At 70.5% G+C, this 23,214-nt stretch carries 22 protein-coding genes; 20 read left to right on the top strand and 2 right to left on the bottom strand.

Going from position 1 to position 23,214, the window contains the following annotated elements:
- Position 1 precedes the first annotated feature (1 nt).
- The 18 genes from ACFVV1_RS24390 (at position 2) to ACFVV1_RS24305 (ending at position 20,108) form a co-directional block, all read left to right on the top strand.
- Positions 2 to 1,810 carry a hydrogenase maturation protein gene (locus ACFVV1_RS24390; protein WP_389992808.1) on the top strand — a complete coding sequence of 603 codons (1,809 nt, stop codon included), beginning with the start codon at positions 2 to 4 and terminating at the stop codon, positions 1,808 to 1,810.
- A gap of 50 nt (positions 1,811 to 1,860) precedes the next feature.
- Positions 1,861 to 2,940, top strand: a complete 1,080-nt coding sequence (locus ACFVV1_RS24385; protein ID WP_389992805.1) for a hydrogenase expression protein HypE — start codon at positions 1,861 to 1,863, stop codon at positions 2,938 to 2,940.
- Positions 2,941 to 3,023: 83 nt separating this feature from the next.
- The gene (locus tag ACFVV1_RS24380; RefSeq protein WP_266751072.1) at positions 3,024 to 4,808 is read left to right on the top strand and encodes a nickel-dependent hydrogenase large subunit; all 1,785 of its coding nucleotides are present in this window, start codon (positions 3,024 to 3,026) and stop codon (positions 4,806 to 4,808) included.
- Complete coding sequence (locus ACFVV1_RS24375; protein ID WP_389992802.1) at positions 4,805 to 5,395, top strand: hypothetical protein; 591 nt, start codon at positions 4,805 to 4,807, stop codon at positions 5,393 to 5,395. The genes ACFVV1_RS24380 and ACFVV1_RS24375 overlap by 4 nt, the downstream gene beginning before the upstream one ends.
- Positions 5,392 to 6,060, top strand: a complete 669-nt coding sequence (locus tag ACFVV1_RS24370; protein ID WP_389992798.1) for a DUF5947 family protein — start codon at positions 5,392 to 5,394, stop codon at positions 6,058 to 6,060. The genes ACFVV1_RS24375 and ACFVV1_RS24370 overlap by 4 nt, the downstream gene beginning before the upstream one ends.
- Complete coding sequence (locus tag ACFVV1_RS24365) at positions 6,057 to 6,758, top strand: DUF6084 family protein (RefSeq protein ID WP_389992796.1); 702 nt, start codon at positions 6,057 to 6,059, stop codon at positions 6,756 to 6,758. Before ACFVV1_RS24370 ends, ACFVV1_RS24365 begins: the two co-directional genes overlap by 4 nt.
- Positions 6,755 to 8,203, top strand: coding sequence for a hypothetical protein (locus ACFVV1_RS24360; RefSeq protein ID WP_389992793.1), 1,449 nt, complete (start codon positions 6,755 to 6,757; stop codon positions 8,201 to 8,203). Before ACFVV1_RS24365 ends, ACFVV1_RS24360 begins: the two co-directional genes overlap by 4 nt.
- Positions 8,200 to 8,748, top strand: coding sequence for a hydrogenase maturation protease (locus tag ACFVV1_RS24355; RefSeq protein ID WP_389992790.1), 549 nt, complete (start codon positions 8,200 to 8,202; stop codon positions 8,746 to 8,748). The genes ACFVV1_RS24360 and ACFVV1_RS24355 overlap by 4 nt, the downstream gene beginning before the upstream one ends.
- A gap of 4 nt (positions 8,749 to 8,752) precedes the next feature.
- On the top strand, positions 8,753 to 8,869 hold the full coding sequence (locus ACFVV1_RS24350) for a DUF6893 family small protein (protein WP_389992787.1): 117 nt from the start codon (positions 8,753 to 8,755) through the stop codon (positions 8,867 to 8,869).
- A 122-nt stretch (positions 8,870 to 8,991) separates the two neighbouring features.
- Positions 8,992 to 9,384, top strand: coding sequence for a hydrogenase maturation nickel metallochaperone HypA (gene hypA, locus ACFVV1_RS24345; protein WP_389992785.1), 393 nt, complete (start codon positions 8,992 to 8,994; stop codon positions 9,382 to 9,384).
- A gap of 3 nt (positions 9,385 to 9,387) precedes the next feature.
- Positions 9,388 to 10,209 carry a hydrogenase nickel incorporation protein HypB gene (gene hypB / locus ACFVV1_RS24340; RefSeq protein ID WP_389992782.1) on the top strand — a complete coding sequence of 274 codons (822 nt, stop codon included), beginning with the start codon at positions 9,388 to 9,390 and terminating at the stop codon, positions 10,207 to 10,209.
- Entirely contained in the window at positions 10,206 to 12,644 is a 2,439-nt protein-coding gene (gene hypF / locus ACFVV1_RS24335) for a carbamoyltransferase HypF (RefSeq protein ID WP_389992780.1), read from the top strand. The genes hypB and hypF overlap by 4 nt, the downstream gene beginning before the upstream one ends.
- A gap of 53 nt (positions 12,645 to 12,697) precedes the next feature.
- Complete coding sequence (locus ACFVV1_RS24330) at positions 12,698 to 13,018, top strand: HypC/HybG/HupF family hydrogenase formation chaperone (protein ID WP_389992778.1); 321 nt, start codon at positions 12,698 to 12,700, stop codon at positions 13,016 to 13,018.
- A complete protein-coding gene (gene hypD, locus ACFVV1_RS24325; RefSeq protein ID WP_389992775.1) occupies positions 13,015 to 14,142 on the top strand; it encodes a hydrogenase formation protein HypD in 1,128 nt (375 codons plus the stop codon). The genes ACFVV1_RS24330 and hypD overlap by 4 nt, the downstream gene beginning before the upstream one ends.
- Positions 14,143 to 14,200: 58 nt before the next feature.
- Positions 14,201 to 15,256 (top strand): hydrogenase expression/formation protein HypE, encoded by a 1,056-nt coding sequence (gene hypE, locus ACFVV1_RS24320; protein WP_389992971.1) that lies wholly within the window; start codon positions 14,201 to 14,203, stop codon positions 15,254 to 15,256.
- Between the two features lie 440 nt (positions 15,257 to 15,696).
- Positions 15,697 to 16,443 (top strand): pyridoxal-phosphate dependent enzyme, encoded by a 747-nt coding sequence (locus ACFVV1_RS24315; RefSeq protein WP_389992773.1) that lies wholly within the window; start codon positions 15,697 to 15,699, stop codon positions 16,441 to 16,443.
- Between the two features lie 2 nt (positions 16,444 to 16,445).
- The gene (locus ACFVV1_RS24310; protein WP_389992771.1) at positions 16,446 to 17,672 is read left to right on the top strand and encodes an MFS transporter; all 1,227 of its coding nucleotides are present in this window, start codon (positions 16,446 to 16,448) and stop codon (positions 17,670 to 17,672) included.
- Positions 17,673 to 17,849: 177 nt separating this feature from the next.
- Positions 17,850 to 20,108 (top strand): M20/M25/M40 family metallo-hydrolase, encoded by a 2,259-nt coding sequence (locus ACFVV1_RS24305; protein WP_389992768.1) that lies wholly within the window; start codon positions 17,850 to 17,852, stop codon positions 20,106 to 20,108.
- 67 nt (positions 20,109 to 20,175) lie between these two features.
- Here the strand turns inward: ACFVV1_RS24305 and glpK are convergent, their stop codons facing one another.
- Both glpK and ACFVV1_RS24295 read right to left on the bottom strand, forming a co-directional pair.
- The gene (glpK, locus tag ACFVV1_RS24300; RefSeq protein WP_389992765.1) at positions 20,176 to 21,693 is read right to left on the bottom strand and encodes a glycerol kinase GlpK; all 1,518 of its coding nucleotides are present in this window, start codon (positions 21,691 to 21,693) and stop codon (positions 20,176 to 20,178) included.
- 46 nt (positions 21,694 to 21,739) lie between these two features.
- Complete coding sequence (locus ACFVV1_RS24295; protein WP_389992968.1) at positions 21,740 to 22,585, bottom strand: MIP/aquaporin family protein; 846 nt, start codon at positions 22,583 to 22,585, stop codon at positions 21,740 to 21,742.
- Between the two features lie 88 nt (positions 22,586 to 22,673).
- Between ACFVV1_RS24295 and ACFVV1_RS24290 the strand changes: the two genes are divergently transcribed.
- Positions 22,674 to 22,922, top strand: coding sequence for a hypothetical protein (locus ACFVV1_RS24290; RefSeq protein ID WP_389992763.1), 249 nt, complete (start codon positions 22,674 to 22,676; stop codon positions 22,920 to 22,922).
- Positions 22,919 to 23,194 (top strand): hypothetical protein, encoded by a 276-nt coding sequence (locus tag ACFVV1_RS24285; RefSeq protein WP_389992761.1) that lies wholly within the window; start codon positions 22,919 to 22,921, stop codon positions 23,192 to 23,194. The genes ACFVV1_RS24290 and ACFVV1_RS24285 overlap by 4 nt, the downstream gene beginning before the upstream one ends.
- Positions 23,195 to 23,214 lie beyond the last annotated feature (20 nt).

Below are 23,214 nucleotides of genomic sequence, written 5' to 3'. Positions count from 1 at the left end.
CATGCACATTCTGATCGTGGCGAGCGCGTTCAACAGTCTCACTCAGCGTGTTCATGCGGAGCTGAGGGACCGCGGTCACGCCGTGGCGGTGGAACTCGCAACTCCGGACGCGTCCACTCGCGACGCGTCGCTGCGGCGAGCCGTCCACGAGTTCGCCCCCGACCTCATCCTGGCCCCGTTGCTGAAGACCGCCATCCCCCGGGACGTGTGGGCGGCGTACACCTGCCTCGTCGTCCACCCCGGCCCGCCCGGCGACCGTGGGCCCTCCTCCCTCGACTGGGCCATTCACGAGGACGCGGACACCTGGGGCGTGACGGTCCTGCAGGCCGACGAGGAGATGGATGCCGGAGACATCTGGGCATCGGCCACCTTCGCGATGCCTCCGGTGGGCAAGAGCGATCTGTACCGCAACGAAGTCTCCGACGCCGCGTTGCGGGCCGTACACCTCGCCGTCGAGCGCTTCGCGTCCGGTACGTACGTCCCTCGGCCGCAGACCGGCGGGGACGAGGAGCTGCGCATCCGTATGCGGCCGTACTTCCGCCAGGAGCAGCGTCGCATCGACTGGGAGTCGGACTCCACGGAAGCGGTCCTGCGCAAGCTGCGGGCCGCCGACTCGTCCCCCGGAGTGCTCGACGAACTGCTCGGGGACGAATGGTTTCTGCACGGGGGGCACCCGGAGCACGAACTGCGCGGCAGGCCGGGCGAGCTGGTGGCCGTACGGACAGGGGCCGTCTGCCGGGCGACGGCCGACGGCGCGGTGTGGATTCCCGAACTCCGCCCCCGCCGCACGCCGGGCGGGCCCGCCACGTTCAAACTGCCCGCTGTGACGGCGCTCGCCGGGCGTCTGCCCGCACTGCCCGAGCATCCCGCGCCGCTGTACGAGGAAGGGGGCCGGCACGGCTGGAGCGACATCCGCTACCGGGAGGTGGGGCAGGCCGGGTTCCTCTCGTTCTCCTTCCCCGGCGGTGCGATGAGCACGGCGCAGTGCCGACGCCTGCACGACGCCTACCTGGTGGCCTGCCGGCGGCCCACCTCGGTGCTGGTGCTGGGAGGCGGCCGGGACTTCTTCTCCAACGGCATCCACCTCAATGTCATCGAGGCCGCCGCCGACCCCGGCGAGGAGTCCTGGGCCAACATCAACGCCATGGACGACCTCGTGGAGGCCGTTCTGACCACCACCGACCGGCTGGTGGTCTCCGCCGTGGGCGGCAACGCGGCCGCGGGCGGGGTGATGCTCGCCCTGGCCGCGGACGAGATCTGGTGCAGGTCGGGCGCGGTGCTGAACCCGCACTACCGGCTGATGGGGCTGTACGGCTCCGAGTACTGGACGTACACGCTGCCGCGCCGGGTGGGAAGCGCCGCCGCGGATCGCCTCACCGGCGACGCGCTGCCGGTGAGCGCCGAAGCCGCGGTGCGGCTCGGACTGGCCGACCGGACGGTCGACTGCGCTGCCCAGTCGTTCGCGGACGAGGTGACCCGGCCGGCGGCCCGTCTCGCCGCGTCGCCCGCGGCACAGGTGCGGATCGCGGCGAAGAAGACCGAACGGGACCGGGACGAGGCCCACAGACCCCTGGCCGACTACCGTGAGCAGGAGCTGACGGTGATGCGGCGGACCTTCTTCGACCCACGGTCGCCTTACCACGCACTGCGGCGCGCGTTCGTCCACAAGGATCCCCCCTCGGGCCGCCCCTCGCACCTCGCCCCGGGCGCCGGATCCGCAGCGGAACGGCCCGCTTTTGAGCCCGGCGTCACCGCACTGGCGGCGCACGATGGCGTACCCGCACCGAAGGCTTGCTACCAAGAACAGTGAAGGCCGATATGTCGGCCTTCACTGTTGTCTCTTTCCAGGGAGGCATCCTCATGGATGCAGCAACGTCGAACACCGTGGACGCACCCGCTGCGGCCACCGGAGAAGAGTCCCCGATCCATATCCTCTGGATCAACGCGGGGCTGAGCTGTGACGGCGACTCGGTGGCCCTGACCGCCGCGATGCAGCCGAGCATCGAAGAGATCGTGACCGGTGCGCTGCCCGGCCTGCCCAAGATCGAGGTCCACTGGCCGCTGATCGACTTCGAATGCGGTCCGGTGGGCGGTGCGGACACGTTCATCGAGTGGTTCTTCAAGGGCGAGCGCGGCGAGATCGATCCCTTCGTCCTGGTCGTGGAGGGTTCCATCCCGAACGAGACGATCAAGCCGGAGGGGTACTGGTGCGGTTTCGGTGACAACCCGGAGACCGGCCAGCCGATGACCACCAGCGAATGGATCGACCGGCTGGCGCCCAAGGCCCTGGCAGTCGTCGCCATCGGGACCTGCGCCACGTACGGCGGGATCCACGCGATGGCCGGCAACCCGACCGGTGCCATGGGCCTGCCCGACTATCTCGGCTGGGACTGGAAGTCGAAGGCCGGGATCCCGATCGTGTGCGTGCCCGGCTGCCCGATCCAGCCGGACAACTTCTCGGAGACCCTGACGTACCTGCTGTACCAGGCGGCGGGATCCGCTCCGATGATTCCGCTGGACGACAAGCTCCGGCCGACCTGGCTGTTCGGCGCCACCGTGCACGAGGGGTGCGACCGGGCCGGGTACTACGAACAGGGTGAGTTCGCCGAGACCTACGACTCGCCCAAGTGCCTGGTCAAGCTCGGCTGCTGGGGCCCCGTCGTCAAATGCAACGTTCCCAAGCGCGGCTGGATGAACGGCATCGGAGGCTGCCCGAACGTGGGCGGCATCTGCATCGCCTGCACCATGCCGGGCTTCCCCGACAAGTTCATGCCGTTCATGGACGAACCGCCGGGCGCCAAGGTCTCCGTCACCGCCAGCGGCGCGTACGGCGCGGTCATCCGCAGGCTCCGGTCGATCACGGCGAAGACCGTGGACAAGGAGCCGAAGTGGCGGCACAAGAGGGACCGGCTGACCACGGGCTACCGGCCTCCGTGGTGAACCCGTCCAGGACACCGACGGCACTGCGCACCTTCCGGTGACGACCCCACCTCACGCTTCTCAGAAGGGCTACGGCACACACGATGGCACCGACAACGAAGGCGGCCGGCGACGGCAGCGGCCTGGTGGAGATGGCCTGGGATCCGATCACCCGGATCGTGGGCAGTCTCGGCATCCACACGAAGATCGACTTCAAGCAGAAGCGGGTCGCGGAGTGCTACAGCACCTCGTCGGTCTTCCGTGGCTACAGCGTCTTCATGCGGGGCAAGGACCCCAGGGACGCGCACTTCATCACCAGCCGCATCTGCGGGATCTGCGGCGACAACCACGCCACGTGTTCCGTGTACGCGCAGAACATGGCGTACGGGGTGAAGCCGCCGCACCTCGGTGAGTGGATCATCAACCTCGGCGAGTCCGCGGAGTACATGTTCGACCACAACATCTTCCAGGAGAACCTGGTCGGGGTCGACTACTGCGAAAAGATGGTCCGCGAGACCAATCCCGGTGTCCTGGAACTTGCCGAGCGTACCGAGGCGCCGCACGCCGGGGAGCACGGATACCGCACGATCGCCGACATCATGCGCTCGCTCAACCCCATCGAGGGCGAGTTCTACCGCGAGGCCCTCCAGGTGAGCCGCTACACGCGGGAGATGTTCTGCCTGATGGAAGGGCGCCATGTGCACCCCTCCACGCTCTACCCGGGCGGTGTGGGCACCGTCGCTTCCGTCCAGCTCTTCACGGACTACCTCAGCCGCCTCATGCGCTATGTGGAGTTCATGAAGCGGGTCGTGCCCCTGCACGACGACCTGTTCGACTTCTTCTACGAGGCCCTGCCCGGGTACGAAGAGGTCGGGCGCCGGCGGGTGCTGCTCGGCTGCTGGGGAGCGCTCAACGACCCCGAGCACTGCGACTTCACCTACGCCAACATGAGCGACTGGGGACGGAGGATGTTCGTCACCCCGGGCGTGATCGTGGACGGCAAGCTGGTCACCAACGACCTGACCGAGATCAACCTCGGTATCCGGATCCTGCTGGGCAGTTCGTACTACGACGACTGGCAGGGCAAGGAGCAGTTCGTCACCCACGACCCGCTCGGCAACCCGGTCGACCCACGCCACCCGTGGAACCAGCACACGATCCCCGCGCCGCAGAAACGGAACTTCGACGACAAGTACAGCTGGGTGATGTCGCCACGCTGGTTCGACGGCAAGGACCACCTGGCCCTGGACACCGGCGGCGGTCCCATCGCCCGGCTGTGGTCCACCGCCCTGTCCGGGCTTGTCGACGTCGGCTACGTCAAGGCCACCGGACACAGCGTCGTCATCAACCTGCCCCGCACCATGACCAAGCCCGAGACCACCTTCGAGTGGCAGATCCCGAAGTGGAGCAACGCGCTGGAGCGCAACCGCGCCCGCACGTACTTCCAGGCGTACGCGGCCGCGATCGCGCTGCACTGCGCCGAAAAGGGGCTTGAGGAGGTCCGCGCCGGACGTACCCAGACCTGGGAGAAGTTCGACGTCCCCGACGAGAGCATCGGCGTCGGATTCACCGAGGCCGTGCGGGGTGTGCTGTCGCACCACATGGTGATCAGAGACGGCAAGATCGCCAACTACCACCCCTACCCTCCGACGCCGTGGAACGCCAGCACCAGGGACACCTACGGAACTCCCGGCCCCTACGAGGACGCCGTGCAGAACACTCCGATCTTCGAGGAGAACCCGCCGGAGAACTTCAAGGGCATCGACATCATGCGCACCGTGCGCAGCTTCGACCCATGCCTCCCGTGCGGCGTCCACATGTACGTCGGCGGGGGCCGGACCGTGCAGAAGATGCATGTGCCCACCGGTCTGAGCGGACTCGGCGGATGAGCGCGACCACACATACCGCGGCAGCGAAGGTGCTCGACGCGGAGCGGGCCGGGCGCCGCGTCGAAGAGGTGCTCGAACAACTGACAGCAGCCGGTGACCGGAAGACCTCCGCGACGGCCGAGGAGCTGGTGCGGGCCCTGATGGACTTCTACGGGGCAGGGCTGGCCCGGATCATCGACGGGCTCCTGGCCGCACCGGGCCGCGATACCGGCGACACCCTGGACGCACTCCTGGGCGACGGCCTCGTGTCGAGCCTGCTGGTCCTGCACGACCTGCACCCCGAGGACACCGGCATGCGCATCGGGCGGGCCCTCGAAGCCGTCCGTGATCCCGTCGAGGTGGTGAGCTTCGACGACAGCACGGGCACCCTGCGCCTGCGGACCGCCGGCACGGGCGGCTGCGGCTGCAGCGGTGCGCCGGTCGCACAACCGTCCGTCGAGAATTCCCTGGCCTGCTTCGCACCGGAAGTCACCACGGTCGAGATGGAGCCCGCGTCCGCCGGTCGGGAGCCGGCACTCCTTCAGATCGGAACCCGCCCGCCGCAAGGCGCGTCGACCGCCCGTCCGGCCCCGGCCGGGACGTCATGAGAGCGCCCCGGACGCGGGCCGGGCGGTCCGCGCCCGCCTCGGGCGTACACACCCTGCGGCGATTCGCGGTACCGCGTGAGCCGCGGCAGGAGCGGTGCGAACTGTGCGGAGTACTGGTCGCCGAGGACAACCACCGGCATCTGGTGGACACCGAGCAACGGTCGCTGGCATGCGCCTGCACTCCGTGCGCCCTGCTCTTCGAGCGGCCCGGCGCCGCCCACGGCCGGTTCCTGAGCGTCCCGGACCGCTACCTCGCCGACCACGACCACCGTCTCGACGACAACGCGTGGGAGCTCCTGCAGATCCCGGTCAGCGTGGCGTTCTTCTTCCGCAACGCCGCACTGGACCGGCTGGTGGCGCTCTACCCGAGCCCTGCCGGAGCCACCGAGAGCGAACTCGATCCGTTGGCCTGGCAGACGGTCCTCGGTGGCAGCCGTCTCTCCGAGCTGCTCGAACCCGACGTGGAAGCCCTGCTGTTGCGCCGCTCCGAGGGCCGGGCCCAGTGCTATCTGGTACCGATCGACATCTGCTACGAACTGGTGGGACGCATGCGCCTGCTGTGGCAGGGCTTCGATGGCGGAGCCGAGGCCCGGGCCGATCTGCAGGCCTTCTTCGAACACATCGAACGCCGGGCCGGGACAACGGTGGGGGAGCGTCAGCCATGACGGACTTCACCTTCACCTGCACCGGCGTACGCGCCGATCCGTACGCCGCCGGCCCCACCCTCGTCTTCCGGCTGCGCATCACCGCGTCCGGGGAAGCGCGGGTCCACGCGCTCGCGCTGCGCTGCCAGATCCGCATCGAACCGGCACGGCGCGGCTACGGAACGACTGAGGCCGAAGGCCTGAAGGACCTGTTCGGAGAGCGCTCACGCTGGGGCAGCACACTCCAGCCCGTGCAGTTCGCCCAGGTCCCGGTCATGGTTCCCGCGTTCACCGGGGAAACCGAGACGGACGTCGTCGTGCCCTGCACATATGACCTGGAGATCGCCGCGACACGGTACATGAACGCGCTGACGGATGGTGAGGTGCCGGTCCTGATGCTCTTCTCCGGCACCGCCTTCACCGGCTCCGGCGGCTTCCGGGTCGAGCCGGTGCCGTGGGACCTGGAGGCGCCGTTCCGGATGCCGGTGGCGGTGTGGCGGGAGATGGTCGATCAGCACTTTCCCGGGTGCGGCTGGATCCGCCTTCCCCGCGACACCATGGACGCGCTGCTCGAATTCCGCTCCCGGCACGCACTGCCGTCCTGGGAGGCGACCGTCCGGGCGCTTCTCGACGCGGCCGGGACCACGGCCCTCCCGCCGCCGGAGCGAAGACTCGCCGACGCCGGGCTCGCCGGGCTCGCCGAGAGGACGGCGCAATGACCACATCCGCACTCACCCCCGCGCTGGAAGCCCGTTTCGCCGCCGCCCGGGGCGTGGCCGACGCGGTCCTCTTCGAGGGCTACGTCCTGTACCCGTACCGCGCGTCGGCGGCCAAGAACCGGCTCCGCTGGCAGTTCGGGGTGCTCGTGCCACCGGCCTGGGCGGCGGCCGCCGAGGAGCACGACTTCCAGCACACCGAGTGCCTGATGGAACCGAAGGCGGACGCGACGCTGGCGGCCGAGGTGCGGTTCCTGCACGCCCGGCGCCGCACCGTGCAGCAGATCCGCGAGGACGGCACCTTCCGGACCGTCCCCGAACTCCATCTCACCGACCGGGTCCTGGTTCCCTGGGACGAGGGCGCGGAGGAACGGGTCGAAGTGCTCACCACCGTGGCCGAGCTCACCGGCGACGGCGTCGTCGTCCACTTCACGCGCCCGGCACGCGAGGAGTACGAAACGGTCCGCGACGAGGAGGGCCGGACCGTGGGCCGCCTGGTGCGCCGCTGCGCGGAGGTCAACGGCACGGTGAGGCTGTCCGCCGCCGAACTCGACGGCCCCTACCGGGCGATGCGGCTTACCGCCGTGGTGGAGAACACCAGCACCTGGACGCCGGACGCCGCTGACGCCGACCGCGATGCCGCGCTGCCCAGATCACTGGTGGCCGCCCACCTCCTCCTGGGCCTCGACGCAGGCTCGTTCCTGTCGATGACGGACCCTCCCCAGTGGGCCGAGGGCGCGGTCGCGGGCTGCCGGAACCTGCACACCTGGCCCGTACTGGCCGGGGAGCCAGGCCGCGCGGACCTGATGCTCTCGTCCCCGATCATCCTCGAGGACCACCCGGCCATTGCCCCTGAGAGCCCCGGAGCGCTGTACGACTCCACGGAGATCGACGAGATCCTCGCGCTGCGGACGGCCGCCCTGACGGACCAGGAGAAGCGTGAGGCCCGGGGGACGGACGACCGGGCGGCCGCAGTGATCGACTTGGCCGACTCGATGCCCCCCGAGGTCCTGGAGCGGCTGCACGGCGCGGTGCGGGCCCTGCGGGAGGTCACCGGGCCGGGTGCACCCGCGGCCGTCGCGTCCGACGGATTTCCGCACGTGCCGGAAGGGGCCGACGAGTACGACCTGATCAGGCCGGACCGGCCGTGGTGGGACCCGGCGGGCGACGGCGGCGCCGACCCGGCGCACGACCGGATTCTGGTGGACGGCCGGTCGGTGGGCGCGGGCAGCCGCGTACTGCTGCGGCCGGGCCTGCGTCGTACCGACGCCCAGGACCTCTTCCTCAAGGACCGCAGCGCACTGGTCGAAGCGGTACTCCACGACGTGGACGGGGGAGTGCACCTCGCGGTCACCGTGGAGGGCGACCCCGGTGCGGACATCCGGCGCGAGCAGGGCCGGTTCCTCTACTTCCAGCCCGACGAGGTCGCACCCCTGGAGGACGCATGACGGCGCCCTCGGAGCAGAGAGCGACGACTCTGGTCGCGGGCGTCGGGAACATCTTCCTCGGCGACGACGGCTTCGGTGTCGAGACCGTACGACGGCTGGCGTCAGGACCTCTTCCCGGCCACGTCGAAGCGGTGGACATCGGGGTGCGCGGAGTTCATCTCGCGTACCAGCTCCTCGACGGGTACGACACGCTGGTCCTGATCGATGCCACGCAACGCGGCGGCGAGCCCGGAACGCTGTATCTGATCGAGGCCGACCGGCCCGGCCGTATCGAGCCGCAGGAAGCGCTGCTCGACGGCCACCGCATGTCCCCCGACGCGGTCCTGGTCCTGCTGGAAACCCTGTGCGCCGGAACGGGCTGCACGCCCCCGGGGCGCACGCTGGTCGTCGGATGCGAACCCGCCCGCGTCGACGAGGGCATCGGCCTGAGCGAGCCCGTCGCGGCTGCCGTGCCGGAGGCCGTGAACATGGTCCTGCGCCTTGTGCGGGACGACGAACGGACCGCGCCCACCGCACAGTCGGCGGCCGGTCCGGCCATGAACTGAGGAGATGAACACCATCATGAAGAAGATCATCCTCGGCGGCGCGGTCGCCGCCGCCGTTGCCGCACTCGTGACGCAGGTCATGCCCGACATCAAGCGCTACCTGCGGATTCGCGCCATGTGACGCAGCCGCATCCGTCACGCCCCGGGCTGCACCGAATGACGTACGCGGCGTGCGGCGTCGGCGAGCCAGCCCGGCTGCGGCCGCAACCCCCCGGTGTAATGACACGGGCAGGACGGAGACCCATGCACGAGATGTCCATCGCCATGGCCGTCGTCGGCCAGGTGGAAGAAGCAGCCCGGGCCGGCGGCGCCGTAGCCGTCACATCGGTCCGGCTCCAGGTCGGCGAGCTCGCCGGGGTGGTCCCCGACGCGCTGTCCTTCTGCTTCGAACTGGCCTGTGCCGGGACCGTGCTGGAAGGCGCCGAACTGGTGGTCGACTCCGTACGGGCGAGAGCACGCTGCGAGCCATGCTCGGACGAATGGGCGGTCGGAATGCCACCGCAGCTGTGCTGCCCCGTGTGCGGCGAGGCAACCGCGGAACTGCTCTCGGGCCGCGAACTCCGGATCGCCGAGGTCCACTGGGACGAGGGGCCTGCGCAGAGACGTATCCGTGAACCGATTTCCGAGGAGTGCTGAACCATGTGCCGTGTGGTCGATCTCCAGCAGGCGGTACTCGTGAAGAACGACACGACAGCGCACCGCCTGCGCACCGAACTCGCCGCCCGCGGCACCGCGGTCGTCAATCTGCTCTCCAGCCCGGGCAGCGGCAAGACGGCACTGCTCGAACGTGAATTGGTACTGGCCCGGGAGACGGGCGTCCCCGTGGCGGCGCTGACCGCCGACCTGGCCACCGAGAACGACGCCACTCGCCTGGCCCGCTCCGGCGCCCCGGTCAAGCAGGTGCTCACCGACGGACTCTGCCATCTGGAGGCCCGGATGCTGGGCGGGCACCTCGACGGGTGGCTGCCCGAGGACACCCGGCTCCTGTTCGTCGAGAACGTCGGCAACCTGGTCTGCCCGGCCTCGTACGACCTCGGCGAAACACTGAGGGTCGTCCTCGCCTCGGTCACCGAGGGCGAGGACAAGCCGCTGAAGTACCCCACCGCCTTCGGGCTGGCGCACCTGGTGCTCGTCACCAAGACGGACATCGCCGAGGCGGTGGAGTTCGACGAGGACGCGTTCCGCGCCCATGTCGAGCAGGTCAATCCCGGTGTGGAGGTGCTCCTCACCTCCGCCCGGCGCGGTGCCGGCGTCGGGGCGCTCCTCGAACGGGCACTGGGCGCCGCGAACGGCGCCCCGGTCCACCGGCCCGTCATGGCCCAGCAGCACCGGTCCACGCACACCCATACCCACGCGGAACACGGCGAGGCCTCTCACGGCAGGCCCCACAGGCATCCCGGCGAAGACGAGCCGGGCACTGCGACGGATGCGTCCGGCGCCACGGCGCACACCCGCGCGTGACGACGCAACGGTCCGGCCCGGCCACGGGCGAGCCGGTGCAGCGCCGCCGGATCACCGTCCGTGGCATCGTTCAGGGCGTCGGATTCCGGCCCTACCTGTACACGCGCGCCCTCGGCATGGGCCTGGCCGGACACGTCACCAACACCCCCGAGGGCGTCGTCGCGGAAGTCGAGGGCTCACCGGCTGCGGTGGCCCTGTTCTGCGACGGGATCGCCGCCGACGCACCTCCCATGGCCGTCCTCGATTCCGTCGAGCACAGAGACGTTCCCGCAGCCGGCGGTGCGGGCTTCACCATCGTCGCCTCCCGGGCCGGCGGGCCTTCCCGCACGCTGGTCCCTCCGGACGTGGCCACCTGCGCCGACTGCCTGGCCGAGCTGGCCGATCCCGCGGACCGGCGCCACCGGCACCCCTTCATCACCTGCACCAACTGCGGGCCGCGGTTCACCATCGTCACAAAACTGCCGTACGACCGCGCGCACACCACCATGGCCCGCTTCCCCATGTGTCCCGACTGCGCCCGTGAGTACGCGGACCCGGCGGACCGCCGCTTCCACGCCCAGCCGGTCGCCTGCCACCGATGCGGGCCCCGCCTCGACCTGCTGGTGGCACACCCGGATCCGGACAAGCCCCCGCGGCGCGCGACCGCAACGGACCCGGTCGCCGAGGCCCGCCGGCTCCTGGCCGGCGGCGCGATCCTCGCCGTCAAGGGGCTCGGCGGCTACCACCTCGCCTGCGATGCGGCCGACTCCCGGGCCGTGGCCGCACTACGCCGCCGCAAGGCCCGTGGCGACAAGCCGTTCGCCCTGATGGCCCGCGACATCACCGACATCGAACACCTCGTCCATGTCGGCGCCGAGGAGCGGGCCCTGCTCACCGGCGTCGCCCGGCCGATCGTTCTGCTGAGGCGCCGCAGCCACGCCGCCCCCGGGCCGGGCGCTCCGGCACCGTCGGACGACGTCGCCCCGGGCAGCCCCGACCTCGGCGTCATGCTCGCCTACACCCCCCTGCACCACCTGCTCCTCGGCCTGCCCGGCGACCCGGCCGGACCGCGCCTGCTCGTCATGACCAGCGGCAACGTGGCCGGGGAACCGATCGTCACGGACGACGCCGAGGCGCTGGACCGGCTCGCCCCCCTGGCCGACGCCTGGCTGACCCACGACCGCCCGATCCATGTGCCGTGCGACGACTCCGTCGTACGCGTCTGTGACGGGGAACCGCTGACCGTACGCCGCTCACGCGGTTACGCCCCCCGGCCCGTCGAACTGCCCCTCCCGGTACCGGCGATCCTCGCCGCGGGCGGTGACCTCAAGAACACCCTGTGCCTGGCGGAAGGGCGCCGGGCCTGGCTGTCCGCCCACATCGGTGACCTGGACGACCTCGCCACCCAACACGCCTTCGAGCACGCCGGACAGCAACTGGAGGCGATCACCGGGGTGCGACCCGGCACCCTGGCCGTCGACGGGCATCCCGGATACCGCTCGGGACGGCTGACCCGCCGTCTGGCCGGTGAACGGCAGGTCGTACGCGTACAGCACCATCACGCGCACATCGCCTCGGCGATGGCCGAACACGGCCTGGACGGCACACGGCGCGTGATCGGCGTCGCGTTCGACGGCACCGGCTACGGCGACGACGGAGCCGTGTGGGGCGGCGAGTTCCTGCTGGCGGACTACGACGGATACCACCGGTTCGGGCATCTCGCGTACGTCCCCCTGCCCGGTGGCGACGCCGCCGTACACCGTCCGTACCGCATGGCCCTGGCACATCTGCACGCGGCGGGCATCGACTGGGCGCGCGACCTGCCGTGCGCGGCTGCCTGCCAGGCCGGAGAACTGGACGTACTCTCACGGCAGTTGGAGCGGAATCTCCATTGCGTGCCCACCTCCAGCATGGGCCGGCTGTTCGACGCGGTCTCCTCCCTCACCGGCATCTGCCACCGGGCCGGATACGAGGCCCAGGCCGCCGTCGAACTCGAGACCGCCGCGCTCGGGACGGCTCGGGACGACTGCGGCGGATACGAGTTCGCACTGCGCCGTCCCGCGCCGGACAGCACGAGCGCACTGATCGCCGACCCCGCGCCCGTACTTTCGGCGGCGGTCGAGGATGTGCGCGCGGGTACCGCGCCCGGTGTCGTCGCGGCACGCTTCCACGAGGCGGTGGCCGCCCTCGTACGCAGCACCTGCGTCCTGGCGCGTCAGCAGCACGGCCTGGACACCGTGGCCCTGACCGGCGGAGTCTTCGCCAACACGCTGCTCTCCTCGGCCTGCGCCCGGATGCTGCGCGAACTCGACTTCACCGTCCTGAGACACCACCAAGTCCCCCCGAACGACGGGGGGCTGGCGCTGGGGCAGGTGATGGTCGCCGCCCGGACCCGCGCCCCCCGAACACCCGATGGACGCATCGGCGCGGCGCGGGGGAGCGCGGCCACCCACTGACAGCCCGCCCGGCAGGACCGGGCGGGCGGGAGCAACAACAGCGAGGAGAAGCCATGTGCCTGGCGGTGCCCGGCAGAGTACTGGAGATCGAGGAACGGGACGGCACGCGCATGGCCACCGTCGACTTCGGCGGAGTGGTCAAGGAAGCGTGTCTGGAGTATCTGCCGGACCTTCAGGTCGGTGAGTACGCCATCGTCCACGTGGGGTTCGCCCTGCAGAAACTGGACGAGGAGTCGGCCAGGCAGACGCTGGAGCTGTTCGCCCAACTCGGCATGCTCCAGGAGGAGTTCGGCGACCCATGGGAAATGGCGGCAGAGGCCGGCGGACTGCCGCTGCCCGGCGCCGCCGAGGCATCGCGGGAGGCGCGGCAGTGAAGTACATCGACGAATTCCAGGACCCCGAGCTGGCCCGCGGGCTGCTCGACGAGATCCGCTCCACCGTGACCAGGCCGTGGGCGCTGATGGAGGTCTGCGGCGGGCAGACCCACACGATCATCCGGCACGGCATCGACCAACTCCTGCCGGACCAGGTGGAACTGATCCACGGACCGGGCTGCCCCGTCTGCGTCACCCCGCTGGAAGTCATCGACAAGGCGCTGGAGATCGCCTCCCGTCCCGAAGTGATCTTTTGTTCCTTCGGCGACATGCTCCGCGTTCCCGGCACCGGACGGGACCTCTTCCGGGTCCGCAGCGAGGGCGGAGACGTACGCGTCGTCTACTCCCCGCTCGACGCGCTGAAGATCGCCCAGCAGAACCCGGACCGGGAGGTCGTGTTCTTCGGAATCGGCTTCGAAACCACCGCTCCTCCCAATGCAATGACGGTCTATCAGGCACGTCGGCTCGGCATCCGCAACTTCAGTCTGCTCGTGTCCCATGTCCGGGTGCCACCCGCGATCGAGGCGATCATGCGGTCGCCGGACTGCCGGGTTCAGGCGTTCCTCGCCGCAGGACATGTGTGCAGTGTGATGGGCATGGGTGAATATCCCGAACTGGCCGAACGGTTCGGCGTCCCGATCGTGGTCACAGGATTCGAACCGCTGGACATCCTGGAGGGCGTACGCCGCACCGTGGTCCAGCTGGAACGCGGCGAACACACCGTGGAGAACGCCTACCCGCGCGCGGTGCGCCCCGAGGGGAACCCCGCCGCACTGGCCATGCTGGAGGACGTCTTCGAGGTGACCGACCGGGCCTGGCGCGGCATCGGCGTCATCCCCGGCAGCGGCTGGCGGCTTGCCCCGCGCTATCGGGACTACGACGCCGAATACCGCTTCCAGGTGACCGGTATCGACACCCGTGAACCCGCCCAATGCCGCAGCGGAGAGGTCCTGCAGGGCCTGCTGAGGCCCCACGAATGCGAGGCGTTCGGCACCGTCTGCACCCCTCGCACCCCACTCGGAGCCACCATGGTCTCCAGCGAGGGCGCCTGCGCCGCGTACTACCTCTACCGGCGGCTGGACATGAACAGGACCGTACCTCTGGAGGCGAGCCCCGTTGGCTGAGACCGTCGAGACCCCCTCGCGCGGCGACCGAGCCGTTTCGGCAACGCCTCCCTCCGGCATCCCGCCGCTCGATCCCACAGCATGGACGTGCCCGGCCCCGCTGCGGGATCACCCGCGCATCGTCATGGGCCACGGCGGTGGCGGCGTGCTCTCCGCCGAACTGGTCCAGCACATCTTCGCCCCCGCCTTCGGAGGCGAGACCCTGGCGCAGCTGGGCGATTCGGCGGCCGTGTCGCTGGGCGGCGCCCGCCTGGCCTTCTCCACCGACTCCTTCGTGGTGCGGCCGCTGTTCTTCCCCGGCGGCAGCATCGGCGACCTCGCGGTCAACGGCACCGTCAACGACCTGGCCATGAGCGGTGCGCGTGCCGCCTATCTGTCCTGCGGATTCATCCTGGAGGAGGGCGTCGAGCTCTCCGTCGTCGCGCGTGTCGCCGAGGCCTTCGGCGCCGCCGCGCGCAAGGCGGGCGTCGAGGTGGTGACGGGGGACACCAAGGTGGTCGAAGCCGGTCACGGGGACGGCATCTTCATCAACACCGCCGGTATCGGCCTCATCCCGGCCGGCGTGGATCTGCGGCCGCAGCGTGTCGTCCCGGGTGACGTCGTGATCGTGAGCGGGCAGATCGGTGTCCACGGCGTGGCGATCATGAGCGTGCGCGAGGGGCTGGAGTTCGGAGTCGAGATCGCGAGCGACTGTGCCGCCCTGGGCGGACTCGTGGAGGTCATGCTCGCGGTCACCCCGGACCTGCACGTACTGCGCGACCCCACCCGTGGGGGGCTCGCCGCATCCCTCAACGAGATCGCGGCCGCGTCGGGCATCGGCGTCCTGATCCAGGAGCGACACGTCCCCGTTCCCGCGCCGGTGGCCAATGCCTGCGCCATCCTCGGGCTCGACCCGATGTACGTCGCCAACGAGGGGAAGCTGGTGGCGTTCGTACCGCGCGAACACGCCGACGCGGTCCTGGACGCGATGCGGGCACACCCGCTGGGCCGGGACGCGGCAGTGATCGGTGAGGCGGTGGACGCCCACCCGGGCATGGTGGTGGCCCGCACGGGGCTCGGCGGGACACGTGTGGTCGACCTGCCGGTCGGGGAGCAGTTGCCGCGGATCTGCTGACGTCATCGTTGCGGTGTGCGGGTCCGGTTGCGAACCGGCCATTTCGAAGTGGCGGCCGGACCCGGCACGCGGCGGGCCACGGGCCCTCACCTGCCCCGGCACTGGGAGCGGCAGCGGGGGAGAAGAGGGGGCGCGAGGTGGCGTCAAGCGCTGTTCTGGCCAACAGCGAAACGGGCGCCGGGCAGTGACGTGGTGGCACCGGGGGGTGCATGCCTAAGGTCTGAGTGCGCGCAGCGGGGCAGACCGGCCGAGCCATGGAACAGGTCAACGACGCATCGCACAGGGGGGAAGCAGTGCCGCGTGTCAAACCCGTCCTGGCACGGGCACTCCGCAGGACTCCCCTACTTCACCTGGACGTCGCCCACCGGGACCGGGTGCGACGTCCGGGACTCAGATCTGCGGAGTACGGCCCCACCGGACCGGTGAAGGACCGCAGCGCCGTGGGGCTGTTGCAGGCGCTGCGCGACGAACGGCCGCTCACCCCGGGCACGGTGGTGGAATCCACCTCCGGCGATCCCGGCCCGGCCCTGGCCCGTCTGCTGCCCTCCGTCGACTGTGTCTTCCTCGCGGTAGCCGATCTCAAGACCCCGCACGCCACCCGCGGCATGCTCACCGAGCGCGGCGCCCGCGTGACCGCCGTCGACGAACCGGACGGCCGGGGCGGCCACCTGCTGAGCCGGCTGCGCACGGTGCGCGAGCTGTGCGGCGGCACCCTCACAGGCATCAGTGCACATCTGCGCGCGCACCGGCCCGATGTCGCCGCGATCGCCGTGGACGTACGCTGCTTGCCGGCCGTCGCCAAAAGCGCCGGACGCCGGCTGTCACCGGACATCGGGGCCAGCCGGCCCTCGGCGTTCCTGAAGAAGCCGCACAGCTACGACCGTGCCGTGTGTGTCGACGACATCGAGGCCATCGCCGTCTGCCGGATCCTCGCCGAGGACGTCGGACTCGTACTCGGGGGATCCAGCGGCTGCGCCGCACGCGCCCTGCTCACCGACCGCGGGAACGGCCGCGCGGACGACCGGCTCGCGGTCTGCCCGGCCGCCGACGACGGCGGCGGCAAATACCGCGACACCCTCTACTCCGACGACCGGGCGACCGAGCAGGGCGTCGTCAAGGAGATCACCGCCGTGGAACAACCGTGCCGCGAAGGCCTCTTCTTCGACCGAAAGCATCAGGAGCACTGACCATGGGCACGAGCACCACCCTTGACCGGCGGCGGACGGGAACCGACCACCGGCAGTTCCTGCCGCTGGTCCAGGGCGCCACGCTGATCGAGTGGACCGGCACGGGACTGTTCCTCGCCGTCTCGACCATCTACTTCGTCAAGGTCGCCCATCTCAGCACCTCGTCCGTCGGCACCGGCCTGACGATCGGCGGAGCCGTCGCCCTCGCCGCCGCCGTGCCCCTCGCCCGGCTGGCCGGACGCTTCGGGCCGAAGCCCGTCCTGATCGGTGTGATGCTGCTGCGCGCGCTGGCCACCGCCGGCTATCTGTGGGTGGACGGCTGGTGGAGCTTTCTCGTCGTGGTCGCCGTCATCGCCGTCACCGAGCAGTCCTCGCCCGCGCTCGTGCAGTCGTACGTCGGTGCGCGAACCCCCGAGAGCCTGCGCGCGAAGGTGATGGCCGTCCAGCGCACCGTCGTCAACCTCGGCATCAGTCTGGGCGGGCTGATCGCCGGAGTCGCCTTGGGCTCCGGAGCGCCCGGAGCCTTCCGGCCGCTGCTGATCGGCGGCGCACTCGCCTACGTGGCGGTGGCCGTGGTGTACGCCACCGCGCGGGGCGAGGGAGCCGCGACCGCTGTCGAGAGCGCCCGCGTCGGAGATCTGCTCAAGGACCGCCGGCTCCTGGGCTTCACCGCGTACAACGCACTGGTGTCGCTCTGGATGCCGGTGCTCAACGTGGCCTTCCCGCTGTGGCTCGTCACCGAGACGGACGTACCGGAGCGCTACGTCGGCATCCTGTACGCCGTCAACACCGTGCTGTGCATCGCCCTTCAGTACCCGCTCAACCGCTGCTACAGCACAACGCGCCGCGCGTGGTACTCGTACGCGACTGCGGCACTGCTGCTCAGCCTCGGCGCCCTGGCTTTCGCCGCCGCGCCCGGCTTCGGAGCGCGGGAAGCACTACTGGTGCTCGGCTCCGCCGTCGTCCTTCTGACGTTCGCCGAACTGCTCCAGGTCGGCGCCTCGTGGACGCTCTCCTTCGACCTGGCACCGGAGCGGTCACGCAGCGCCTACCTGGTGCTGTTCAACACCAGCCGCACCGTCGCCAACCGGGTCGCGGGCCCGGTGCTGATGACCGGCGTCGTCCTCGCCCTCGGCACGGCCGGCTGGATCGCCCTGGCATGCGTCCTGCTGCTCGGCGCGCTCGTCCCCTTCGCGATGCTGCGCGGACCGGGCGGCACCGGCGACTGAACCACCCCGGACCCCACCCCGCACCACGACCGACCCGCACGCCAAGGAGCCCCGCCCGCCATGGACTTCGAGCACTGTCCCGGCGGGCCGAGGCGTACCACCGCGCCACGTCCTCGGCGCACCCACCGTCACCCCGACCGCCGCACCGTGCAGCGGGACCCAGCAGGAGGAGCAGGCATGAACGTCCCATGGTTGAGCGTGCCGGACCCGGACCCGCAGGCCGGCACCCTTGCCGTCTGCTTCGCGCCCACCGGCGCGCACGGTTCGGCATTCGCGAACTGGCGGGGCCTGCTGCCCGAGGACACCGCTCTCGCGCTGATCACACCACCCGGCCGCGGCCCCCGCGTCGACGAGGAGCCCGTCACCGACCTGGCCGCCTACGCGGACGCCGTGGCGGCCGAGGTACGCGCGCTGCGGGGCGGGCGGCGACTGGTGCTGATCGGCGTCGGCCTCGGCGCGCTGCTCGCGTACGAGACGTCCTGCCGGCTGCTCGACGCGGGGGTGCCGGTCGCGCGGCTCTGCGCGGTGGCCGGGCAGTGTCCCGGTGACTTCCACGGCGACGGGGGCTCTGTGACCGTCGAGGACGCCCGTGCCTACGTCACCGGGACCGGACCGACCGACCCGGAGCAGCCGGCGGACCCCGAGTTCGAGGAGGTGCTGCTGCCCCCCGTCATCGCGGATCTGCGGATGGCCGCGGGCTACGACGGCAGCCGTACCCCCGTACCGCACGTCGAATTGCGCGCGGTGTGGTCGACCGATGACCCGCACGTGCCCGAAGTGACCGTGCGCCGCTGGGCCGAGTGGACCCGCGCCGAGTGCACGACGCTGTCCGTCGAGGGCGGTCACCACGCCCACCGGGAGAACCCTGCAGCGGTCATCTCCGCCTGCCTGGACGGCCTCCCCGGAGTCCGGCCGTCACGCCGCTCCGTGCTCGGCGTCGGGGCGACGGCCGTCGCGGGCACGGTGCTCGGCCTCGGCGCGATGGCGTCGGCGTCACCCACGGCATCGGCCGCACCCGCTGCGGGCGGCGTCACCTTCGACGGGGATCCCACCGACCCCGTGGTCCTCGCCGTGGCCATGATCCGCCAGAACACCAGCAACCCCGGCGACGGCGCGCTCACCCGGCCGCTCGCCCGGATGCTCCAGGGCGTCTTCCGCGCGGCCGGGGTCGGCACCGAGATCGTGCCCACCCCCAAGAACGGCAACGTCCACTTCTTCGCCCGCGTCCCCGGCAGCGGACCGGCCCGGAAGAAACCACTGGTCCTGCTCGGCCACTCCGACGTCGTCCCCGCCATCGGCGACACCTGGACGACGGACCCCTTCGCCGGTGACATCAAGGACGGCAAGCTGTACGGCCGCGGCTCGCTCGACATGAAGGGCGTCAACGCCACCTTCGTCGCCGCCCTGCTGCGCCACGTCCGCGAGGGCGCGGCCTTCGACCGCGACATCGTGTTCTGGTCCGACTGCGACGAGGAACAAGGACCTTACGGGGTGCGCTGGTTCCTCACCGGACATCCCGGAAAGGTCGAGGCGGGCGCGGTGATCACCGAGGGCGGCTGGGTGCTCAACCAGCGCGACGGCAGGACGCCCATGATCGCCTCGCTCACCTGCAACGACAAGCGCTCCCTGCTGCTGCGCCTGGAGACCTCCTCGTACGCCACCCACACGTCCAAGCCGTTCACCGGACAGGCCGTGATCCGGCTGGGCGAGGTGCTGGAGCAACTCGGGGACTGGCGCGCCCGCATCCGTCCCAACGCACTGTCCCGGCGGTACTTCGCCGAACTCGGCGAGGCCACCACCGACCGGCCGCTCGCCGAGGCCGTCCGCGCGATGCTCGACGCCCGTACCGAACAGCAGCGGGACAGAGCCGGCGAAGCGGTGGTCCGGCTCAGCGAGACCCCGGAGCTGCACAACGCGATGCTGCGTACCACGCTCGCCTTCACCTCGGCGCAGTCGGGCTACTACCCGAGCATCGTGCCGGGCACGGCGACCGCGGAGTTCCGGGCCGCATTCCTGCCGGGCGGCGACGATCCGGGCCGTACCGTCGCCGAACTGCGCTCACTGATCGGCAACCGGGCGACGCTGACCGTGGTCGGGAACACCGGCGAGAGCGAGCAGCAGGCCCTGGACCGGCTGCGCGGCTATCTGGCCACCCCCGACTCCAGCTACGACACGGACGTCTTCCGCGCCTGGCAGACGGCCGTACGCCGGACACACCCCGGAGTACGCGCCACCGCCTGCCAGTTCGAGGCCGTCACCAGCGCGGTGCCGTTCCGGGAACAGAACATACCTGTCTACGGCATGTACCCGTTCACCGTGAACCGGGACATGCTCAAGCGCATGCACGGCACCGACGAACACATCGGCGTCGACGCCCTGCGGCAGGGCACCGACACCGTCTACCAGCTACTGGCCGAACTGCGCACCGGGGCCTGACCCGCCGGACGCCGTACGGGCCCGCCCCGCCGGCACGCCCGTACGGCGCGGTCGCCGGACCCCGACGTCATTCCACCCGCACCCAGTCCAGGGTGCGCTCGACCGCCCGCTTCCAGTCGGCGTACCCCGCGGCGCGCCGCTCCTCGCTCCACTGCGGCTCCCAGCGCTTCGACTCCTGCCAGTGCTCCCGCAACTCGCCCTGGTCGCGCCAGAATCCCGTGGCGAGACCCGCCGCGTACGCGGCGCCCAGCGCGGTGGTCTCGGCGACGACGGGGCGGCTGACGGGCACTCCGAGGACATCCGCCTGGATCTGCATGCACAGGTCGTTGGCCGTGACCCCGCCGTCGACCCTGAGTACATCGAGATGGACGCCGGAGTCCTGTTCCATCGCGTCCACCACATCCCGGCTCTGGTAACAGATGGCCTCCAGAGTGGCACGCGCCAGATGGGCGTTGGTGTTGTAGCGGGCGAGGCCGACGATGGCTCCGCGGGCGTCCGAGCGCCAGTACGGGGCGAAGAGGCCCGAGAACGCCGGCACGAAATACATCCCGCCGTTGTCCTCGACGGTCCGGGCGAGCCATTCGCTCTCGGCGGCTTCGGTGATGATCTTCATCTGGTCCCGCAGCCACTGCACGGCGGACCCCGTGACCGCGATGGAGCCCTCCAGGGCGTAGACCGCCGGACTCTTCCCGAACCGGTAGGCGACGGTGGTGAGCAGGCCGTGCCGCGACCGGATCAGCTTCGTACCGGTGTTGAGCACGAGGAAGTTTCCGGTGCCGTACGTGTTCTTCGCCTCGCCCGGCTCGAAGCACACCTGCCCCACGGTGGCCGCCTGCTGGTCGCCGAGCACGCCGGTGATCGGGATCGCGGCCCGCAGGGGCCGGGACGTGCGTGTGCGGCCGTACGCCTCGGGGTCGGAGGACGGGTTGATGACCGGCAGCATCGCCCTCGGAATGCCGAAGATGTCCAGCAGTTCGTCGTCCCAGTCGAGCGTCTCCAGGTTCATGAGCATCGTCCGGCTGGCATTGGTCACGTCGGTGGCGTGGATGCCGCCGTCGGGGCCGCCGGTGAGATTCCACAGCACCCAGCAGTCGGTGTTCCCGAACACCGCGTGGCCCCGCTCCGCGGCAGCCCGGACCCCCTCGACGTGATCGAGGATCCACTTGATCTTCCCGCCGGAGAAGTAGGTGGCCGGAGGCAGCCCCGACTTGCGCCGGATGACCTCGCCGTGCCCCTCGTTCTCCAGGGCCCGGGCGATCGAGTCGGTACGGGTGTCCTGCCACACGATGGCGTTGCAGTAGGGACGGCCGGTGCGGGGATCCCAGACGACGGTGGTCTCACGCTGGTTGGTGATCCCGATGGCGTCGAGATCGGTGGCGCCGAGACCTCCGGTGCGCAGAGCGTTCTGCATGACCGAGTTGGTGCGCTCCCAGATCTCCACCGGGTCGTGTTCCACCCAGCCGGGCCGGGGCAGAATCTGCTCGTGCTCCAACTGGTGCTTGGCCACTTCGTTTCCGGCGTGGTCGAAGACCATGAAGCGGCTGCTGGTGGTGCCTTGATCCACCGCGCCGATGAAGTCAGCCATGGCATGCCGCCTTTCCGCGGTCCGCCCTCGGTGAAGGAGCCGGGCGTCAATTCTCCTGGGGCAGGGGGAGGGTGCCCTCCGGCTCCGCTTCGGCGGCGGGCAGGAAGCGGCCGATGAAGGTCTGGTAGAGGAACGCGCCGACCAGGCCGCCCACGAGCGGCCCCACGATCGGCACCCAGTAGTAGAGATTCCCGTACTGGTCCCGCCACGCCCCTCCGTAGCCGGTGAGGAAACTCGCGAGCCGGGGCCCGAGGTCACGAGCCGGATTGATGGCGTACCCGGCGTTGGTACCGAACGCCATACCGATGGCGACAACGATGAGACCCACGATGAACGGGCTGAGATTGGCGCCCGGTGGCGTATTGAGAAGATCCGTGACGGCGAAGATCAGCAGCACGAGAATGGCGGTGCCGATGACCTGGTCCCGCAGGGCGCCCCACTCGTGGACAGGAAGTGCGGGGTTCCCATTGGCAGGCAGCGTGGAGAAGACGAATTGCGTCTTGATGGTGTGCCCGGGATCCGCCCTGGCCAGGGCCTCGGTGTAATTCCAACGCACCAGCAATGCGCCGATGAATGCCCCGGCGAACTGCGCGACGGTGTAGGGAGCCACTTTCTTCCAGGGGAAATCCTTGAAAGCAGCGAGCGAGAGAGTCACCGCGGGATTGAGGTGGGCTCCGCTCAGTCTGCCCGCCACATAGATACCCAGAGTGACTCCGAGCCCCCATGCCCAGGCGATGCTGTCGTGATTCCCGAGGCCCCCCGGTGGTTCGGTGAGTGCTCCGCCCGCCACGACCTGGGCCACCACACCACAGCCGAACAGGATGAGAATCATCGTGCCGAGGAATTCCGCCGAGAGTTCCCCGACGAATCCCGACGCCTTGAGCCGCTCCATGGGCATCTCGCTTTCTGATCGGGTGCACGACCGTTGGCGGCATGGATCCACATGTGAGCGTAGACGCAGAGAATCGCTCCCGCATTCGGTGGCGCGGGCCCCGGCGACCGCGCTCGAACACCCCGGTCCGGTACGCGCGCTGGTCGTCAGCGGCGCCGGAACGAGTGAGCCCGAGTTCCGCGACCCCTGGTCCTTGGAGGTCTTGGCCGAACAGGCCCACGCCCCGGCAGCCGGAGACGTCGAAGGCTGGATCGACGCCTTCATGCGCTTCGCCGCGGGCCCGCACCGCGCACTCGACGACATCGACCCCGCCGTCGTGTGCCGACTCGTGAGATGACCGCCCGAACGGTCGCCAAGCACACCGGCGGCGAACCCGACCGGCTCGTGCCCGTGACCGACACCTGGGCGCGAGCGGCGAGGCTGACGATCCCGGTGCCGGCGATCGAGGGCGGCATCGATTGGGACGACCATCTCGGCATGGCGCGACGCCTCGTGCGGAGTGTCGCCGACGGGCGCGCGGCAACGGTCGAGGGCCGGCCGGACACCCTCGACGAGATCCTCGGGGAGTTCGTGACGGCAGTCCTCGCCGGGGAGGGCCTCAGCGGGTGACCGGGCGCGTCCGGCTGGAG

The organism is Streptomyces sp. NPDC058092 (genome assembly GCF_042884935.1).
GTDB lineage: Bacteria > Actinomycetota > Actinomycetes > Streptomycetales > Streptomycetaceae > Streptomyces.
This window is presented reverse-complemented; position numbering and strand designations above follow the sequence as displayed.

What these genes read in the sequence shown, in the direction of transcription:
- ACFVV1_RS24390 (WP_389992808.1), top strand. Translation starts at nt 2, where the DNA reads ATGCACATTCTGATCGTGGCGAGCGCGTTCAACAGTCTCACTCAGCGT.
- ACFVV1_RS24385 (WP_389992805.1), top strand. Translation starts at nt 1,861, where the DNA reads ATGGATGCAGCAACGTCGAACACCGTGGACGCACCCGCTGCGGCCACC.
- ACFVV1_RS24380 (WP_266751072.1), top strand. Translation starts at nt 3,024, where the DNA reads ATGGCACCGACAACGAAGGCGGCCGGCGACGGCAGCGGCCTGGTGGAG.
- ACFVV1_RS24375 (WP_389992802.1), top strand. Translation starts at nt 4,805, where the DNA reads ATGAGCGCGACCACACATACCGCGGCAGCGAAGGTGCTCGACGCGGAG.
- ACFVV1_RS24370 (WP_389992798.1), top strand. Translation starts at nt 5,392, where the DNA reads ATGAGAGCGCCCCGGACGCGGGCCGGGCGGTCCGCGCCCGCCTCGGGC.
- ACFVV1_RS24365 (WP_389992796.1), top strand. Translation starts at nt 6,057, where the DNA reads ATGACGGACTTCACCTTCACCTGCACCGGCGTACGCGCCGATCCGTAC.
- ACFVV1_RS24360 (WP_389992793.1), top strand. Translation starts at nt 6,755, where the DNA reads ATGACCACATCCGCACTCACCCCCGCGCTGGAAGCCCGTTTCGCCGCC.
- ACFVV1_RS24355 (WP_389992790.1), top strand. Translation starts at nt 8,200, where the DNA reads ATGACGGCGCCCTCGGAGCAGAGAGCGACGACTCTGGTCGCGGGCGTC.
- ACFVV1_RS24350 (WP_389992787.1), top strand. Translation starts at nt 8,753, where the DNA reads ATGAACACCATCATGAAGAAGATCATCCTCGGCGGCGCGGTCGCCGCC.
- hypA (WP_389992785.1), top strand. Translation starts at nt 8,992, where the DNA reads ATGCACGAGATGTCCATCGCCATGGCCGTCGTCGGCCAGGTGGAAGAA.
- hypB (WP_389992782.1), top strand. Translation starts at nt 9,388, where the DNA reads ATGTGCCGTGTGGTCGATCTCCAGCAGGCGGTACTCGTGAAGAACGAC.
- ACFVV1_RS24330 (WP_389992778.1), top strand. Translation starts at nt 12,698, where the DNA reads ATGTGCCTGGCGGTGCCCGGCAGAGTACTGGAGATCGAGGAACGGGAC.
- ACFVV1_RS24310 (WP_389992771.1), top strand. Translation starts at nt 16,446, where the DNA reads ATGGGCACGAGCACCACCCTTGACCGGCGGCGGACGGGAACCGACCAC.
- ACFVV1_RS24305 (WP_389992768.1), top strand. Translation starts at nt 17,850, where the DNA reads ATGAACGTCCCATGGTTGAGCGTGCCGGACCCGGACCCGCAGGCCGGC.
- glpK (WP_389992765.1), bottom strand. Translation starts at nt 21,693, where the DNA reads ATGGCTGACTTCATCGGCGCGGTGGATCAAGGCACCACCAGCAGCCGC.
- ACFVV1_RS24295 (WP_389992968.1), bottom strand. Translation starts at nt 22,585, where the DNA reads ATGGAGCGGCTCAAGGCGTCGGGATTCGTCGGGGAACTCTCGGCGGAA.
- ACFVV1_RS24285 (WP_389992761.1), top strand. Translation starts at nt 22,919, where the DNA reads ATGACCGCCCGAACGGTCGCCAAGCACACCGGCGGCGAACCCGACCGG.